This window comes from Pseudomonas sp. G5(2012) (assembly GCF_000408945.1).
Classification (GTDB): Bacteria; Pseudomonadota; Gammaproteobacteria; order Pseudomonadales; family Pseudomonadaceae; genus Aquipseudomonas; species Aquipseudomonas umsongensis.
Map to the genome: position 1 here is coordinate 1 of NZ_APIO01000036.1, position 18,295 is coordinate 18,295.

The following is an 18,295-nucleotide window of genomic DNA, read 5'->3' on the forward strand; positions in this document are numbered from 1 at the left end:
GCTGTAAGAGCGAAACCCTACGTGGCCGTTACCGCAGCAATGGATATCCCCCCAATCCAAGCGTTACGACTTACGCAGCCGAACGCACCGCACCCTGCGACACATTCGTCGGTTGCAGCTTGAACACATAGAACAACACCGTCAGCAGCACCAGGAACGCAGGCCCCACATACAGGGCCACGCGCGTGTCCGGGAAATACGCCATCAAGCCGACCACCAGCACAAGGAATGCCAGAGCCAGGTAAGAGCTGATCGGGTACAGCCACATGCGGTACTTGAGGCCGGCTCGCTCGCTGGCGCTCAGGCCTTGGCGGAACTTGAGCTGGGCCAGCAGGATCATCACCCAGGTCCAGATCGCGCCGAAGGTGGCAATCGCCGTCACCCAGACAAACACCTTCTCAGGCACCAGGTAGTTGAGCAACACGCCCAGCAGCAGGGCGCCAATCGACAGCAGCAAGGCGCGACGCGGCACACCATTGCTGGAAGTCTTGGCAAAGCCGGCCGGGGCCTGCCCGTTCTGCGCCAGGCTGTAGAGCATGCGCCCGGTGCTGAAGATACCGCCGTTACAGGACGACAGCGCAGCCGTGATCACCACGAAGTTGATGATGCCCGCCGCAGTCTTGATGCCCAGACGCTCGAAAGTCATCACGAACGGACTGCCCTGGGTACCGATTTCGTTCCACGGGTAGATCGACAGGATCACGAACAGCGCACCGACGTAGAACAGCAGGATCCGCCAGAACACCGAGCCGATGGCGCTGGGAATGGTCTTCTGCGGGTTCTTCGCTTCACCGGCGGTCAGGCCGATCATTTCCACGCCGAGGTAGGCGAACATGACCATTTGCAGGGACATCAACACGCCCTGCACACCGTTTGGCATGAAGCCGCCGTGGGTCCAGAGATTGGAAATCCCCAGGGCCACGCCATCGTTGCCGAAGCCGAATGCGATGATGCCGATGCCACCGAACACCATCGCAATGATGGTGACGATCTTGATCAAGGCGAACCAGAACTCGAACTCACCGAAAGCTTTCACCGCAATCAGGTTGATCGAACCCATGCTGACCAATGCCGCCAGTGCCCATATCCAGCGCGGCACATCAGGGAACCAGACGCCCATGTACACCGCCACGGCTGTGATTTCCGCGACACAGGTCACCAGCCACAGGAACCAGTAGTTCCAACCGGTCAGGAAGCCCGCCAGCGGGCCGAGGTAGTCTTGGGCGTAACGGCTGAACGAGCCGGCGACCGGGTTGTGCACGGCCATCTCGCCGAGCGCACGCATGATCACCAGGATGGCCAGGCCGCCGATGATGTAGGACAGCATGATGGCCGGGCCAGCCATCTCAATGGCCTTGGCCGAACCCAGAAACAGACCGACGCCGATACAGGCACCGAGTGCCATCAAGCGAATATGCCGTTCGCCGAGTTCACGTTTGAGCGGGCCGCCCTGAGCGGTCTCGCCGTGGGGCAGGTGATTGCCTACGGGCATGGGTACAACCTCGTCTTGTTATTGGATATATCCACCGAGTGGCGAAGCGTTGACCGATAAGCCATCGCCTGCCTTGACCGACTCTGCTTCGTGGGCAGGGCCGTCTTGCAGGACGAAACCTGCGAGATCAGCGGGGGGTGCAGTATAAAAAGCTCGCGACAGAGATTTTCACTCTATAAACCACAAAAATCAGGTGTAAATCTCGGCGAAAACGCTATTCACGGAGATGGATTATCTGGCCCTTGTAGGAATTTTCGCTTTTTGAAACGGCGGCGAGTATTGCACGGTATTGGTGCGTCGTCATGCCCCGTTAAACTTCTCGAGGGCTCTGGATCAACCCTGTAGGAGCTGCCGCAGGCTGCGATCTTTTGATTTGCTTTTAAAAGACAAGATCAAAAGATCGCAGCCTGCGGCAGCGCCTACTAAGCTTCAGACAAGTCCGATCAATCTGCGTGAATGGATCAATCGACTATGGGCGCTTTACAGCAAACCGATTCGAGTACAACCGTGGTCCAGACTGAACCTGTGGATGAAGCGCCAATACCTGAAAAACCCCCTCGCAGTCGCGTCAAGCACGGCTGGAAAGCGTTTTGGCTTTTGTTGGTAATCATTGCGATTGTCGTGGGTCTGGCGGCGGCCAAGGAAATGCGTACCTCGAGGTTTCAAGCCAGGGAGGTCAGCAAGTTTGCCAAGACCCTGAGCTATGAACTCAAACCCGGTCCCAGCGACGCCATTCACTACCCTGGCGCGGGCCCATTCGACCTGCGCCTGGGTTACAGCTCACTGAACGAGTTTCTGCTGCGCCTGCTCAAGCGTGACTACGTCATTTCTGCCCAGACCCGGTTTTCCAAGGCTTTGATGGACTACACAGACAAGGGCCTGTTCGTGCCTTATGCGGAGAAAATCCAGGCTGGGCTGTCAATCACCGATTGCCGCGCCAACCCCTTGTACCAATACAAGTATCCGCAACAGCTCTATTCCAGCTTCGAGGCGATCCCGCCGGTGGTGGTCAACAGCTTGCTGTTCATCGAAAACCGCTTTTTGCTCGACCCTAGCCAGCCCCTCGCCAACCCGGCGGTGGACTGGCCACGGTTCGGCATGGCGGCGTATACCCAAGTCGCCAAGATGCTGCACCTGCCCGGTCAATCGGCGGGTGGCAGTACCCTGGCCACGCAACTTGAGAAGTATCGACATTCACCCGATGGGTTGACCGTCTCGGGTGGGGAAAAAATTCGCCAGATGATTTCCGCCACCGTGCGCGCCTACCAGGATGGCCCGCAAACGCTCAAGGCTCGGCAGAACGTGGTGCGCGACTACCTCAATAGCGTGCCGCTGTCGGCGGTGCCGGGCCACGGTGAAGTGCATGGCATGGCCGAAGGTTTGCGCGTGTGGTATGGCGCCGACTTCAACAAGGCCAACGAAACCCTGGCGAGCGACGCCACGGATCCAAAAAGCATGGCGGAAAAAGGCCTGGCCCTGCGCGAGATGCTGTCGTTGATGATTGCCCAGCGCCGCCCGTCCCATTACTTGACCAAAGGCCACGATGAACTGGCCGACCTCACCGACAGTCACATTCGTTTGCTGGCACAAAACGGCGTGATCGATGCGCCCTTTGCCGCCGCGGCCCTGGCCAGCAAAGTCACGTATCGCGACTGGGCGACCCAACCGACCATTCAACCAATCGAAACCAACAAGGGCATCAGCGTGGCCCGCAGCCGCCTGGCCGGGTTGCTCAATCGTCCATTGTACGATCTCGATCGGCTTGACCTCTCGGCCACCAGCACCCTGCAAGGCGAGCTGCAAACCCAGGCCACAGCCTATCTCAAACGCCTGGCCGACCCGGCCTATGCCGCTGAAATCGGCCTGATGGGCGAACGCTTGCTGACCCCCACCAGCACCACCCAGGTGCGCTACAGCTTCACACTGTTCGAGCTGACACCGGATGGCTCACGGGTGCGGGTCCAAACCGACAGCACCGATCAACCGTTCGACATCAATGAAGGCAGCAAGCTGGAACTGGGCTCCACGGCGAAAATGCGCGTGCTCACCACTTACCTGCAGATCATTGCCGAGTTGCATGACAAATACGGCGAGATGTCCGTCCCGGACCTGAAGAAAGTCGAGATACCGGAACAGGATCGCCTGAGCCGCTGGGTGGTCGATTACCTGATCCAGAACAAAGACCACAGCCTGCAACCCATGCTCGGCGCCGCGCTGGATCGCAAGTATTCCGCCAGCCCCGGCGAAGCATTTTTCACCGGTGGCGGCTTGCACACGTTCAATAACTTCCGCAAGGAAGACAACGGTCGCAACCCGACCCTGCGCGACGCCCTGCGGGAGTCGATCAACCTGCCGTTCATTCGCCTGATGCGCGACCTGGTGCGCTACACCACGTATTCCGGCCCCAACAACCGGGCTGAATTGCTCAAGGACGACCGCGACCCTCGCCGCCAGGAATACCTGGCCTCGTTTGCCGACCGCGAGGGCACGTCGTTCCTGCTCAAGTTCTGGAAAAAATACAAGAACAAGGACACCCAGGCGCGACTCGAGACCTTCCTCGACAGCATGCGCCCGACCCCAATCCGCCTGGCCGCCGTGCACCGCTACCTGCTGCCGCAGGCCAGCCAGCAGAGCTTCAACACCTTTGTGCGCTCGCACCTCACCGGCGAAAAATCCAGCATCGACAAGGAAAAACTCACCGACGAGCGCCTCGAACGCCTGTACCTCGCCTATGGCCCCGGCACCTATGACTTGCCCGACCAGGGCTTCATTGCCAAGGTCCACCCGCTGGACCTGTGGCTGATGGGCTATTTGCTGACCCACCCGGACGCCACGTTCAAGGACATCGTCAAAGCCAGCCAGTTCGAGCGCCAGGAAGTCTATAGCTGGCTGTTCAAGAGTCGGCACAAGGGCGCCCGCGACATCCGCATCCGCACCATCCTGGAGATCGAAGCCTTCCTCGACATTCACCAGCGCTGGCAACAAGTGGGCTATCCGTTCGATCACCTGGTGCCTTCGCTGGCCACCGCCATCGGTAGCTCCGGCGACCGGCCGGCCGCACTGGCCGAGCTGATCGGCACCATCCTCAACGACGGTGTGCGCATGCCGACGTTGCGCATCGACAGCCTGCACTTCGCGGCGAACACGCCCTATGAAACCAAACTGATCAATGACCCGGACGTCGGCAAACGAGTGATGCCGTCCGAGGTTGCGAAGGCCATGCGCGAAGCCTTGTCCCAGGTGGTGGACGCCGGTACGGCCAAACGCGTCGCCGGCAGTTTCATCACGCCAGACGGCAAGCCGCTGGCCATGGGCGGCAAGACCGGCACCGGCGACAACCGCATCGAAGCCATCGGTTCGGGCGGCCGGATTCTGAGCTCGAAGTCGATCAACCGGACGGCGACCTTCGTGTTCTACATCGGCGACACCCATTTCGGCACCCTGACCGCCTTCGTGCCGGGGCGCTCGGCCGAAGCGTTCAAGTTCACCTCGGCGTTGCCGGTGCAAGTGCTCAAAGGCATGGCACCGATCCTGACGCCGTACCTGCAACCGGGAAGTCACACCGAATGCCTGCCTGTTGAAGTCGCCCGACGCTGATCGCGGGTGGTCATTCGGTTATTTTTGGCAGACCTCGCCCTGAAGGCCGTCACGCCTTCAGGGCATGGGTTTTCTATCCCACTTCGGAATCCCAGATCACGGTGATATTGCCCCTGTATTTTGAAGGTTCGCCCGGCTTGATCATGTAGTCCACGTAATAAGGTGCAATTTCGAAATGCAGGGTGCCGGGCGCACGGTCTACATAAAAGCCGGGTTTGAATTCCTGGGCGTTCACCTGCCCGATATGCAAAGGACGACGATTGACCGGTTGCCCACTGAGATCCGTCAAGCCGTTGGGCAAGCTGACGCTCAGTTGCACCACGGCGGCTCGCTGGGAAACGGGGTCGCGAATCATGCAATCGAAAAGTCCGGTGATTTCGCACTGAAGCTGCATCTTGAAACGGCTAGACGAGGAAATGTTGAAGGTTTGATCGCGAAACAACCGGGTTGGCTTGCGCCCCTGGGTCAGCCAGGACTGCCAGCCTCCCGGCGGAACGAGCTCCACTTGGTTGCCGCCAGGGGGGATATCCACCTTCAAGGTGTGCTCGACATTCAAAGCGAAGTTGAGCGTTATGAGGTTGTCGTCAGGCAACATCAAATCGCCCATGTCGAAATCCTGTTGGGGCCCGACCGAGTAGTTCAAGACCCCCCTATAGGTGCCTGCCGACATCTTGAGTGGGTTAGGCGTGATCAGTTCGTAGGTGAACCCGGTGTTCTCGTAAGCGAACTGGTAGTCTTCAGTAATGTCCTTGTAGGCCTGCTTGGCACAGACACCCGCGTCGGCCGGCACTCTCCAAAAAAACGCATAGTACGTGGCATTGCCGTAGCCTACCCCGCCGTAACGACACGGCGATGGCGCATTGACCCACGAACTGTCCCAGACACCTACGGGAAGCGGGCTTTTAATTCTGTAAGCAGCGCCGATGCCGTTAACACGCATTCTTACCGTCTCGGTTTCACCGGTGCCATCGTGAATGACCGTCAGGTCTTTCCATGACGACGGTACCTTGAACATGGCGCCCTTACGTTGCTCATGCATCGCCTGAATCAGCCCTATCGACCTGAAGCGAATGGGCAACGCAATACTGAAAACGCCGTCTTCGCAGTATTCAGGATGGTCCCCGCAATATCCGCCCTGAGGCGTTGTATTGATAAAGGCATTTTTCATCGGGTTCGCCGGATCGGGACGGAACACTGCGGTCATATCAACGGTGGCCGCGATGGCGGATTGCATGAACGCACACGCCAATACCACACCGCTCAGCGGGATGATTTTTCTGAGCTTTTCCATAATTACTGCACTCCTTTTCCAGGCTCGGGATCAAGCATCGGGCAACACCGCATTAAAAACCATGTTGACGCTGCCAAAGTACTTGCCGGGCTTGTAAACCCCGTCGGCAGGCGGCATCGGGAGGACTTCCAGCAACACGCGTTTTCCGGGCGCTGCATCGGTCATGGACACCACTTCGCCGCTCTCGTGTTCGCTCAACAATTTGCCGTTGAACAGCACCCGCAAGGCGATGTCATCGGCATCGGTGCCGTTAGACAGATAGGGGCGTCCGTCAAGCCGCGCTTCGATCGAGCCTGCCACATTCTTCACATCGAAATACTTGCGCAGGCTGCCCAGTGTCGACGTCGCCACCTTCCACGGCAGTTGCTGCTCGCGATGAATCCAGCCCGAGTCCGAGGGGATGACGTAAAACGCCGGGGTCGGAATGGTCACGAACACGTCGAAGGTGTGCTCTTCCCGGGCGGCGAATACACCCGCGCTCGCCGCCATCACGGCGGCCGACAACCAGACCTGGATCAGTTTCCTGTTCATGGGTCAGCCCTTCACGTCGAGATTTTTGCTGCGTTCACCTTCGACCAAGGTGAAGCGGTATTCGCGACCGGCCTGCTTTTCGAACTCAAAAGTGCGACCTGCGAGGATGTGATGCTTGGTCGTGGGCTGGCAGTCCTGATCGTTTTTGACCGCGCAGTCCTTGAACTCATCGATCACCACAACGGAGTTGCCGTTGTTGCGGATCCGATAGGTGCTTGTGGCGTTTTCAACCGCGCTGTCAAAGCGTGTTTCCTTGGGCCGCACGAAAAACACCGCGCCATAACCTGCCAGCACGGTGACACCGGCGGACAGCGACTTTTTGTAGTCTTCCTGTTCTTCGCTGGACAGCGCGAACGCGTCTTCCTTCTCCGGCACCACCGGTACAAAACGCACCCTGAAATACCGCTCCCGGTCACGCTCGCCCATGTACAGCAAACGCGTGCCCTGCATGCCGTTGGCCGGCACGATCAACCGCGCCGGGCTGGCCATCAAGCCGTCGCGGGAGCTGCCATCGGCATTGGATTGAAGCGGTACTTCCTGCGACTTGCCATCGGCGTCGTAGAGAATCTCGAGGATGTTGACCTTGACGAATGCCGTACTGTCGCCGCCATTGAACACACGTTTCAGGAAGGTGCTTTTATCTCCGTCCAGATAGTCGTAGACGGTACCGATATTGATGCTCGGGCTAGCGTGAGCCGTTTGGGTGAACAAACAAAAACCAACTAATACCAACAGACGTTTCATCGTCCCTACCTCGTTAATTAATCCGGTTTGCCGGGGGTTAACCCGCAGTTCGAGCCTTGAACGTCGCATCCGCCAACGTATCCGGCGTGCAACGCAGATCGCCGATCATCAGCACGTTGTTTTCCGTGCGGCCATCGCTCGGGTCGAGACGGAACTGGCACAGCAACTGGTTGCCGTGGCGCACCTCCAGGGTCGGTGAGCCGGCGTTCATTTCCATGGAGAAGAAGCCGTCCACTTCACTCACCCCGCGACTGGCGTGGTTGATGATGTGGTGGCCCTTGAGCGGGTTGCCCTGCGGGTCGATCAAGCGACCGAGCACGGTCAGGGTTCTCATCACTTTCACCTGGCGATATTCCACCCCCCCTTTGTTCAGGTGATAGCTGGAACGAGCCGGCTGGATGGTGGCTGCGGGAACGTGGTTACCCTCGAAATCGAAACTGACCGAGCTACTTTTGTAGGCGGTGATCGGCACGAAATTGCGCCCTGGCTTGAGTATCGCGCTGCCGCCGCTCAAATCATCGGCGCGCAAGGCGATGTCCTCGATGTCCGACTCCACGTCGATGATCATCCCGGCACCGTTGCGGTGGTATTGGCTGGTCATGACCATTTTTTGCCCGCCGACGGCCACGGTGCTTTCGAGGTTCAAGCCGCCGGTGAGGTCGTTGTTGAAGGACGAACGCTGGATGAAGCCGTCGCCATTGACCAGGTCCGAACTCATGGTCGCCATGGCATTCAAGCCGATGCCATAGGTATCGGTGATGGCCGAGGCGGAGACGCTTTGCAGCACATGGTCCTGCAGGGTTTTGCGATAGGTGATCGAGGCATTGTTATCGCGCCCGCCTTCCCTCGCGGTGCGGGTGCCAATGCTGCCGGAAATCTGTTCACCGGGACCGCCCAACGCGATATTCACACTCAAGTCGATGCCGCGATTGCGGTCGTCTCCCGAACTCACGCTGCCCGGCCGATCGAACAGCGACAGGCGCCAATTGGCGTCACTGCCAAACAGTTGAGTGCGCTGGCTCCAGCCCAGGTCCACGCCCGTGCCGTTGATGTTGCCTTCACTGTGGGACACCCGGGCGTTGATTGAGCTTTTAGTGGTGACTCGGTGATTGATCGACAGCGACGAATTGCTGGTTTGGCCGACGAACACATTGCGCTGCCGCACCCGCGTGCCATCGGGCAAGGTGTCGTAGAGCCGAGTGGTGTCGAGCCAGCTGCGGGTGTGACTGGCGACGAGACTGCCGCTGCCGTAGGAATAAAGGCCCTGTACATCGAGGCCGGTGCCGTAGTCTTGAGTCTTGTAGACGTTGGCGAACAGGCTGGCGTTATTGACGATGGCCCAGTCCACCGAGGTGCCGTATTGCAGCGAGTCGCGCACCTGGCGAGCGTTCAGGCCGAGGATTACGCGTGGGTGAAACAGGTAGTTAAACGCCGCACCGGCGGTCATGTCGCCATCGTGCTGCTCCTCCCAGTTGCTGAGCAACTTCGATTCGCGACCCGCAAACAGGTTGTAGCGCCAGCGCTCCTCATGGTTGCGCCAGTTGCTCGGTTTGTAGACCAGTTCCTGGGTGCTGGAAGTGATTTGGCCGTCTTCGATCAGGCGCACTTCCACTTCATAGATGCCGCCCGGCAGCGCACGCGTATCGAGGGTCTGCAACCCTGCTGGCACGGCCTGGGTGTTGATCAGCAAACCGTCGCGGTAAATCTCCACCGAACCCTGTCGATTGGCGGTGACATAGATGGGGTACACCGCCGGTTTCGGGTTGTTGATGGCCAGGCTGTCGGAGCTGCCGTACATCACCCCCAGCGCGGTGTCGGGGCTGATGCCAAAGGCGCGGGGCTGACGGGTCAAGCCTTCGGAAGTCGGCGTGAAATAACCCAGGCGCAGGAAGTTGCCTTCCAGTTCGCGTTGAGTGAAGAGTTCGTACACGGCGTGGTAGAGCTTGTTGTCCAGGCCACCGAGTCGAGACAGTTGCAAGTTGACCGCCTGGGTCCAGTTGCCCAGGCTGCTGCTGGCGTCCAGGCCGTAGCGTCCGCCAAGGTCCTGATTCTGACCGCCATTGAGGTTCAACTGGTTGCGTATGATCAACCCGGTGCTGCCGTGCTCCGGCAGGTTGTAGTAACGCTGTACCTCACCGTCACGCTCGGCGTTTTCCGTGAGGATCGACACCAGGGAATTTTCAAGGCTGTAATGCACAGCCAACAGCTGCTCGGGGCATTTCGCCTGGCAGCCGCCCAAGGCTACGCCCTGCTTCAGATAGTTAGCCCAGGTGTCGCGCTCACTGGGCTTGATGGTGCTGTCGCTGACATCGACGAAGTTAACCAAAGTGACGCGATCGTCGCGCGTCAGCACAATCATCGCTTCACCAAGAAACTGTTGGTCAAGTTCCACGCGCACCGCCATCGGCACATCGAAGAAGTGTTCTTCGAAACCCTTCGGCAAGCCTTTGGCCTGCGCCAGCAAACTTCGAGGTGTGTGGCCGTTTTCCATGGGCGCGGCCACGGCAGTTGCGCAAAAACACAGGGCAAGCGCCGCCGCGATGGGAGTCATCGGGAACATGAACGAAATACTCTGAAGATAAATTCGTTGAAACCCGATCGACAGGCACTGGTTACCCATCGACCGGTAAGTGTTAACGAATAAGGCTGGGCCTTAAGTCATGGCCGACTTAGTTGATGCGTGGAACGGCGTCGAAGATCACGACCGGACTGGCCGTGTAAAGACCTGTCTGAGCAACAAGCGGCAGGGCGGGGGTAATCACCAGATCAGCCCGCATGCCCCCGTTGGATGCGGCATCGCTGACCACTTCCTGGGATGTACCGCTCAAGGTTACGCCGTTGAAGGCGTAGGTCAGTGCGATGAAGTTGTTGCCGTTGTGCAGGGGTTGCGGACCACCTTCCACATAAGCGTTGACCGAACCGAGAGTGTGGCGGATATCGTAAGTCGCACGCAGCGTGCTCAATTTCTCATTTACCACGTCGTAGGCCAATTTTTCATCTTTACCGAATTCAGGATTCACCGGCTGGGCGTGGAATGTGTTGGTGGGAATAAAGGCGCTGATGTTGATGGACGAGCGCGCTTCATCCGCAGCGAACGCCATCGAAGAGCTGAGGGCCAGGAGAGTCATCGGGACGGCGATTGCAAACTTCTTGAACATTGTTGAGTACCTGTTTTTTTTCAAAGGATTGGTCTGTGGAAAGTTTTAATGAACCGTGCCAGCAACCAGCGTGATGGCATTCCTGCTCAACTTTCGACGCCAACAATGATCAACCAAAATCCTAGGAAAGTAAGTACGAAAACTCCATGCGAGATGTAGTTAAAGTACCCCACGCACCCGTGGAAAAAGCACGAAAAACAACAGAGTAAGACATTTACCTATCAGCCATATCCTACACACAGTTTTTGAACGAGCCCCATGACCGACAGGACACCGTTCCCCCCTTACGATAGGGGATAGGCAAACAGGGCTTATGACTAATAGCAACGACAAGAGTGGGGAGCTTTTGGCCCAGGAGCGGCGGCGCCGCTGGAGCCCAGAGCAGAAGCTGGCCATTGTTGAAACGGGTTTACCGGGTGATACGTGACAACAAACCTTTTGCTTGAACGTCGGATCAAACAACCCGGCGTGCCGCGTCGGCACGAAGGCCGTATTGCTATGCGGCAGCATCAATGTAACGGGGAGTTGGTGTCCGGTTTGGTAGGGGCAGTCCAGTTTTCGCAATAAAAACACACAGAAAAGAACTAAAACAACTTCTGTAAGAAGTGTACTACTTATTCATTAACTCATTACCAACAACAGTTGGAACCTGATAATTATTTTAGTAATTACCAACACTCCCTTCTCCCGCCAGACCGGCGGAGCTTCTGGTCTTCCGACCGTCGGTCAATAAAGCTTGCGCACTGTATAAGATATATCTTACGTTGTATCTATAAATCACAGGAGAAGGAAAAAATGAGAGACCATCATTCCCCGCACCGCGAACACGGCGACGGCCGTGACGGCTTCGAAAAACGTCCCGGGCGCGAACGCGGCGGCCGCGGCCCCCGGGTGTTCGCTCCCGGCGACTTGAAATTGCTGTTGTTGGCGCTGATTGCCGAGCAGCCTTGCCACGGCTATGACTTGATCCGCCAGATCGAAGGCATGTTCGACGGCGCCTATAGCCCCAGCCCAGGGGTGATCTACCCGACCCTGACCTTTCTGGAAGAGAGCGAAATGATTCAGGGCGATGCCGAGGGCGGCAAAAAACGCTACAGCGTGACCGACGCCGGACGTCTGTCTTTAACCGAACAAGCGATCGCCCTGGACGGCGTGCGCACTCGTATCGATGTGAGCAAGCGCTCGTTGCGCGGCCATGATCGCCCGCCGCAGATCCACGAGGCTGTGCATAACCTGCGTCATGCCTTGCAACTGCACCATGGACGCTGGAGTGCCGAAGAGATCCAGCGTGTCGCCAACCTGCTCAACAACACCGCCAAAGCCATTGTCGACGGCCCCGCCGTTCAATTTGCCCAGGAGCCAGCCGAATGACTGACGTTATCGTGCCTACCCCAACCATTCACCGCGTGATGCATGAAATAAAACGACGGCGCCTGGAGGTGCTGCGCGTCGTCGACCTGACGCCACGCATGCGCCGCATTACCCTCGGTGGGCCTGAGCTGGCCGGCTTCGTAAGCCTCGGCACCGACGACCACGTCAAACTGCTGTTCCCGCAGAATGCGGAGCAACAGGCGGCGCTGGAAACCCTGGTGCTCGGCGCCGGCAAGGACAACGGCCCGATGCCGGCCATGCGCGACTACACCCCGCGCCGCTACGACCTGGACGCCCTGGAGCTGGATATCGATTTCGTGCTGCACGGCGATGGCCCTGCCTCGACCTGGGCCGCACAGGCCCAACCCGGGCAGTTCCTGCACATCGGCGGGCCTCGCGGCTCGATGATCGTGCCGGATATCTTCGACAGTTACCTGCTGATCGGCGACGAGACCGCCCTGCCCGCCATCGCCCGACGCCTTGAAGGCCTGGCGGCCAATCGCAAGGCGCTGGTGGTGATCGAAGTGGAAAATGGCAAGGAACAGCAAGTGCTGCAGAGCGCTGCCGTGGTCAATGTGATCTGGGTGTTGCGCGAAGGGGGCAAAGACCATTTGTTGAGCACCGTGCGCCAGATCCAGGTGCCAGCCGGCAGCCTGTACGCGTGGGTGGCAACCGAGAGCAAGGTGTCGCGGCAGATACGTCGGGTGTTGCTCGACAAGCACGGTTTGAACGAACAGTTCGTAAAGGCCGTCGGCTACTGGCGGCTGGACGACAGCGACGAGGAGTAATGAGGTTTGAACTGTAGGAGCGAGCATGCTCCGGGCGGCGTTCCGACGAAAAACCTGAGAGCACCGCGGGGCGCCAGGCTTCCCGCGTTATCGTTGACCTCCATCGCGAGCAGGCTCGCTCCTACAGTTGATCGGGTACATCTGAGAGCCCAGTGGTCACCGCCACCGACGATCCAGCGCCATCAACAACAAAGCAATCACCACAAACCCCATCAGTAATCCGCCGGCATTCAAAAACACCTGTGGATAACCCAACTTGTCCACATCAATGAACGGATAGGGATAAGCCGCCAACACGTGCCCGCGAAGCAGTGTGTATGCGAAGTACAGCAACGGGTAAATCAGCCACAGCGCAATGTGCCGCAGACGCAAGGTGCCTTTCGGCACACAGAACCACCAATACAGCAGGAATAGCAGCGGCATCACGTCGTGCAACAGCTCATCGGCCAGCCATTGCCAGCCTTGCGGATGCCACAAATGCCGCAACAGCAGGTTGTAGGCCAGGCTAACCACCACGATGCTCACGGCAACACCGCTACTGACCCCCGGCTGCAGAAACCAGCGACGCGCCGCCGACTCGCGGGACGTGGCTGCACAGGTCAGCACGGTCGCCACCAGGGTGTTGCTCAGCACGGTGAAAAAACTGAAAAAACTCATCAGCCCGCCCAGCAGGCTGGCGCCGATGCTCCAGCGCGCAAAAAAAATCAGGTACAGCTGAATACTCAGCCCGGCCCAGCCCAGCACGGCCGCCAACGTCATCAAGCGTCGCTGCACGCCTTCCTTGGGTGGCATGTCAAACCGGGCGCTTGGTGCGCATCAGCTTCACGTACAAGCGCTCCACTTTCTCCCGTGCCCATGGGGTCTTGCGCAGGAACGTCAGGCTCGACTTGATGCTCGGATCGCTCTTGAAGCAACGGATATCGATGCGCTCGGCCAATCCCGACCACTCGTAATGGGTCACCAGCGCATTGAGGATCTGTTCCAGGGTGACGCCGTGCAGCGGATCGGGGTTGTGTTCGTTCATGCCAGGCCTTCGAGCAGGAGTGGGAATTGGAAGCCGCGCACCTTACGTTAAATGTAGGTGAAACCCAAAAGATCGCAGCCTGCCCCAGCGCCTACAAGGACTGTTACCGAATCCGAAAGGATGCATGTCAGGAAAAGACCTTTCTCTATTTGTAACAGAACATTATCCTTACGCCCGCTTTAGCTGAAACGTTTCCTCCTCTGCTTTGCGTCTGCCGTTTTACGTTCATTCCCCAGAAAAAGATCAAGAATTTCTTCTCTATGCCTGATTTACGACTCCCCAAAGACAGCGCTGTCTTCAAGACTACTGTTTGCCTGCTCACAGGCCTAGGCGCTTTCAGCCTCGTTACGTGCACCCAGGCGGCGCCCGCCTTCGACAGCGACTCCCCGTGGATGCTTGGCGACTGGAACGGCACCCGCAGTGAACTGTCGGCGAAGGGCTACGATTTCAAGATCGACTACACCGGCGAAATGGGCAGCAATCTGCAGGGCGGCTACGACCAGGATCGCACCGCTCGCTACAGCGATCAGTTTGGTTTCGGCACTCACCTGGACCTGCAGAAAATCCTTGGCTGGGATGACGCAGAGTTCCAGCTGACCATCACCAAGCGCAGCGGCAACAACATCAGCAACGACCGGATCAATGATCCGCGAGTGGGCGGATTCACTTCGGCACAGGAAGTCTGGGGCCGTGGCCAGACCACGCGCCTGACGCAGATGTGGTACCAGCAGAAGTTCCTCGACCAGACGCTCGACATCAAGGTCGGCCGTTTCGGCGAAGGCGAAGACTTCAACAGTTTTCCCTGCGACTTCCAGAACCTGGCGTTCTGCGGCTCCCAGGTCGGCAACTGGGTGGGCGACATCTGGTACAACTGGCCCGTCAGCCAGTGGGCGATGCGGGTCAAGTATCACCTGACGCCCGAACTGTACGCACAGGTTGGCGCCTATGAGCAAAACCCGTCGAACCTCGATCGCGACAACGGCTTCAAGCTCAGCGGCAGCGGCACCCAAGGGGCCATCCTGCCGGTGGAGCTGGTGTGGACACCAAAGTTCAACGGCCTGCCGGGTGAATACCGTGCCGGCTACTACTACAGCAACGCCGACGCCACCGATGTCTACAAAGACAGCAACGGCCAGCCCGCCGCGCTGAGTGGCGAGGCTTATCGCAGCGCCTCAAGCAAGCACGGTGTTTGGCTCGGCCTGCAGCAGCAAGTCACCAGCACTGCCAGCGACCATTCCCGAGGCCTGAGCCTGTTCGCCAATGGCACGATGCACGACAAGAAGACCAACGCCATCGACAACTATGTCCAGGCCGGCCTCGTCTACAAAGGCCTGTTCGATGCCCGCGCCAGGGATGACATCGGTTTCGCCATGGCCCGCGTGCACGTCAACCCGGCGTACCGCAAGAATGCCGAGGCGCGTAATCAGGCCAATGCTGTCTTTGACTACGACAACCCGGCCTACCTGCCGCCCCAAGACACCGAATACAGCGCCGAACTCTACTACGGCGTGCACGTCACGAACTGGCTGACGGTGCGCCCGAACCTGCAATACATCCGCCACCCCGGTGGCGTGAACGAGGTCGATGACGCGCTGATTGGCGGGATCAAGATCCAGTCGTCCTTCTAACCAACACCCCAAACCCTGTGGGAGCGAGCCTGCTCGCGAAGAGGCCATCACATCCAACATTAGCGTCGGATGACACAGTGCTTTCGCGAGCAGGCTCGCTCCCACAAGGGATTACATCGACTGAACACCTGTTATATGAACCACGCCCCCGCGGGATCGTCATCTACAGTGAACCTGCGCGGGACCACTTGAAACGTCACGGAGAACCACACTATGAGCACTGAGGGTGCTTTGAGTCGAAGCCGTCTGTTGCCGACCCTGCTCGGCATACTGCTTCTGCTAATGGGCCTGGCCATGCTGGCCGGCGGGATCAAGCTGAGCATGCTCGGCGGCTCGCTGTACTACCTGCTGGCCGGTATCGGTCTTGCGCTGACCGGCATCCTGCTGATCGCCGCGCGCCGTGCCGCGTTGGGCCTGTACGCGCTGGTACTGTTCGCCAGCACCGTTTGGGCACTGTGGGAAGTCGGCCTCGACTGGTGGCAGCTGGTGCCGCGCCTGGCGATGCTGTTCGCGCTGGGCCTGGCGATGTTGCTGCCGTGGTTTCGCCGTCCGCTGCTGCGTGATGGCGCCGCCCCCATGGGCACCGGCGCACTGAGCGTGGCTGTGGTGATCGCAGGCGCGACCGCCTTGGCCAGCCAGTTCACCAACCCGGGCGAAATCAAGGGCCAACTGGACCGCGACAGCGTGCCGGGCATGACCAACACCGCGCCGGCCATGCCCGACGGTGACTGGAACTCCTACGGCCGCAGCGCCCATGGCGACCGTTACTCGCCGCTGGCGCAGATCACCCCGCAGAACGTCAACAAACTGGTACCGGCCTGGACTTACCGCACCGGTGACCTGCCAGGGCCGAACGACCCGGGCGAAACCACCGCCGAAAACACCCCGCTGAAAGTCAACGGCATGCTCTACGTGTGCACGCCGCACAGCCAGGTGATCGCCCTGGACCCGGACACCGGCAAGGAAATCTGGCGTTTCGATCCGAAGCTGTCGACGCAGAATGCGGCGAACTTCAAGGGTTGGGCGCACATGACCTGCCGTGGCGTGACCTATCACGATGACGCGGTGTATGCCTCCGAACAGAGCCCGACCGGTTCGGCCAGCCCGGCCCCGGCCAGCGCTTGCCCGCGCAAGATCTTCCTGCCGACCGCCGACACCCGCCTGATCGCGCTGAACGCCGACACCGGCAAAATGTGCGAAGACTTCGGCGACAAGGGCCAGGTCGACCTGCGCGCCAACATCGGCGGTTTCACGGCCGGCGGTTACTACTCCACCTCGCCCCCCGCGGTCACCAAGGACCTGGTGGTGATTGGCGGCCACGTCACCGACAACGTTTCCATCGACGAGCCAAGCGGCGTGATCCGCGCGTTCGACGTGCACACCGGCAAACTGGTGTGGAACTGGGACAGCGGCAACCCGGACGACACGACGCCGATTGCCGAGGGCAAGACCTACACCCGCAACTCGCCAAACATGTGGTCCGTGTTCGCAGTCGATGAAAAACTCGGCATGCTGTACCTGCCGATGGGCAACCAGACCCCGGACCAGTTCGGCGGCGCGCGTACCCCTGAATCGGAACTGCACGCGGCCGGCCTGACCGCCCTGGACATCGCCACCGGCAAAGTGCGCTGGCACTTCCAGTTCACTCACCATGACCTGTGGGACATGGACGTCGGCGGCCAGCCGACCCTGATGGACCTCAAGACCGCCGACGGCGTGAAGCAGGCCGTCCTGGCGTCGACCAAGCAAGGCAGCATCTATGTGCTGGACCGCAGCACCGGCCAGGCCATCGTGCCGATCAACGAAGTACCGGTGCCGCAAGGCGCGGTGGAAGGCGACCACACTTCGCCGACGCAACCCAAATCCGACCTGAACCTGATGCCACCGCCGCTGCAAGAGCGCGACATGTGGGGCGTCACGCCGTTCGACCAACTGATCTGCCGGATCGACTTCAAATCCTTGCGCTACGACGGCCCGTTCACCCCGCCATCGCTGCAGGGTTCGATCGTCTATCCGGGCAATTTCGGTGTGTTCGACTGGGGCGGCATCTCGGTTGACCCGGTGCGTCAGATCGCGTTCGTGAACCCGAGCTACATGGCGTTCAAGTCGAAAATGATCCCGGCCGCCGAAATCGCCGCCCAAGGCCCGCGCAAAAGCGAAACCGAAGGCGTGCAACCCAACAAGGGCGCGCCGTACGGCGTGGTGCTCGAAGCCTTGCTGTCGCCAATGGGCCTGCCGTGCCAGGCGCCAGCGTGGGGCTACGTGGCCGCGATCGACCTGACCACCCATGAAAAAATCTGGATGCACAAGAACGGCACCGTGCGCGACAGCTCGCCGGTTCCGATCCCGCTGAGCATGGGCGTACCAAGCCTGGGCGGCACCTTCATCACCGCCGGTGGCGTCGGTTTCCTCAGCGGCACCCTGGACCAGTACCTGCGGGCCTACGACGTGAAAAACGGCAAGCAACTGTGGGAAGGTCGCCTGCCCGCAGGCGCGCAAACCACGCCGATGACCTACACCGGCAAGGACGGCAAGCAATACGTGCTGGTCGTGGCTGGCGGCCACGGTTCACTGGGCACCAAACAGGGCGACTATGTGATTGCCTACAAGCTGTCGGAATAAGTAACAACCGTAGCTAGCGCCAAGGCGACCCTCGCAAGGGGGTCGCCTT

At 59.5% G+C, this 18,295-nt stretch carries 13 protein-coding genes; 5 read left to right on the top strand and 8 right to left on the bottom strand.

What is annotated here, in order from left to right; genetic code table 11:
* Nucleotides 1-70: 70 nt before the first annotated feature.
* Nucleotides 71-1,492, bottom strand: a complete 1,422-nt coding sequence (locus PG5_RS12280) for an amino acid permease (protein WP_020797443.1) — start codon at nt 1,490-1,492, stop codon at nt 71-73.
* Between the two features lie 471 nt (nt 1,493-1,963).
* Here PG5_RS12280 and PG5_RS12285 point away from each other — a divergent pair, with 471 nt between their 5' ends.
* Entirely contained in the window at nt 1,964-5,089 is a 3,126-nt protein-coding gene (locus PG5_RS12285; protein WP_020797444.1) for a transglycosylase domain-containing protein, read from the top strand.
* A gap of 73 nt (nt 5,090-5,162) precedes the next feature.
* On the opposite strand, the gene PG5_RS12290 is transcribed toward PG5_RS12285, so the two are convergent.
* From PG5_RS12290 to PG5_RS12310, 5 genes are all read right to left on the bottom strand, one after another.
* On the bottom strand, nt 5,163-6,380 hold the full coding sequence (locus PG5_RS12290) for a hypothetical protein (protein WP_020797445.1): 1,218 nt from the start codon (nt 6,378-6,380) through the stop codon (nt 5,163-5,165).
* Nucleotides 6,381-6,410: 30 nt separating this feature from the next.
* A complete protein-coding gene (locus PG5_RS12295; RefSeq protein WP_020797446.1) occupies nt 6,411-6,911 on the bottom strand; it encodes a CS1 type fimbrial major subunit in 501 nt (166 codons plus the stop codon).
* A gap of 3 nt (nt 6,912-6,914) precedes the next feature.
* On the bottom strand, nt 6,915-7,655 hold the full coding sequence (locus PG5_RS12300; RefSeq protein WP_020797447.1) for a hypothetical protein: 741 nt from the start codon (nt 7,653-7,655) through the stop codon (nt 6,915-6,917).
* Between the two features lie 37 nt (nt 7,656-7,692).
* On the bottom strand, nt 7,693-10,215 hold the full coding sequence (locus PG5_RS12305) for a TcfC E-set like domain-containing protein (RefSeq protein ID WP_033043792.1): 2,523 nt from the start codon (nt 10,213-10,215) through the stop codon (nt 7,693-7,695).
* A gap of 109 nt (nt 10,216-10,324) precedes the next feature.
* Nucleotides 10,325-10,813 carry a CS1 type fimbrial major subunit gene (locus tag PG5_RS12310; protein ID WP_020797449.1) on the bottom strand — a complete coding sequence of 163 codons (489 nt, stop codon included), beginning with the start codon at nt 10,811-10,813 and terminating at the stop codon, nt 10,325-10,327.
* A gap of 795 nt (nt 10,814-11,608) precedes the next feature.
* Here PG5_RS12310 and PG5_RS12315 point away from each other — a divergent pair.
* Nucleotides 11,609-12,184, top strand: coding sequence for a PadR family transcriptional regulator (locus tag PG5_RS12315; protein WP_020797450.1), 576 nt, complete (start codon nt 11,609-11,611; stop codon nt 12,182-12,184).
* The gene (locus PG5_RS12320) at nt 12,181-12,972 is read left to right on the top strand and encodes a siderophore-interacting protein (RefSeq protein ID WP_020797451.1); all 792 of its coding nucleotides are present in this window, start codon (nt 12,181-12,183) and stop codon (nt 12,970-12,972) included. Before PG5_RS12315 ends, PG5_RS12320 begins: the two co-directional genes overlap by 4 nt.
* 156 nt (nt 12,973-13,128) lie before the next feature.
* Here PG5_RS12320 and PG5_RS12325 read toward each other — a convergent pair whose 3' ends face one another.
* Nucleotides 13,129-13,764 carry a Pr6Pr family membrane protein gene (locus PG5_RS12325; protein ID WP_020797452.1) on the bottom strand — a complete coding sequence of 212 codons (636 nt, stop codon included), beginning with the start codon at nt 13,762-13,764 and terminating at the stop codon, nt 13,129-13,131.
* Nucleotide 13,765: 1 nt separating this feature from the next.
* Complete coding sequence (locus PG5_RS12330; protein ID WP_020797453.1) at nt 13,766-13,996, bottom strand: VF530 family DNA-binding protein; 231 nt, start codon at nt 13,994-13,996, stop codon at nt 13,766-13,768.
* Nucleotides 13,997-14,256: 260 nt separating this feature from the next.
* Between PG5_RS12330 and PG5_RS12335 the strand changes: the two genes are divergently transcribed.
* A complete protein-coding gene (locus PG5_RS12335; protein WP_042955350.1) occupies nt 14,257-15,624 on the top strand; it encodes a carbohydrate porin in 1,368 nt (455 codons plus the stop codon).
* 213 nt (nt 15,625-15,837) lie between these two features.
* On the top strand, nt 15,838-18,246 hold the full coding sequence (locus tag PG5_RS12340; RefSeq protein WP_020797456.1) for a glucose/quinate/shikimate family membrane-bound PQQ-dependent dehydrogenase: 2,409 nt from the start codon (nt 15,838-15,840) through the stop codon (nt 18,244-18,246).
* The last annotated feature ends 49 nt before the right edge of the window (nt 18,247-18,295 follow it).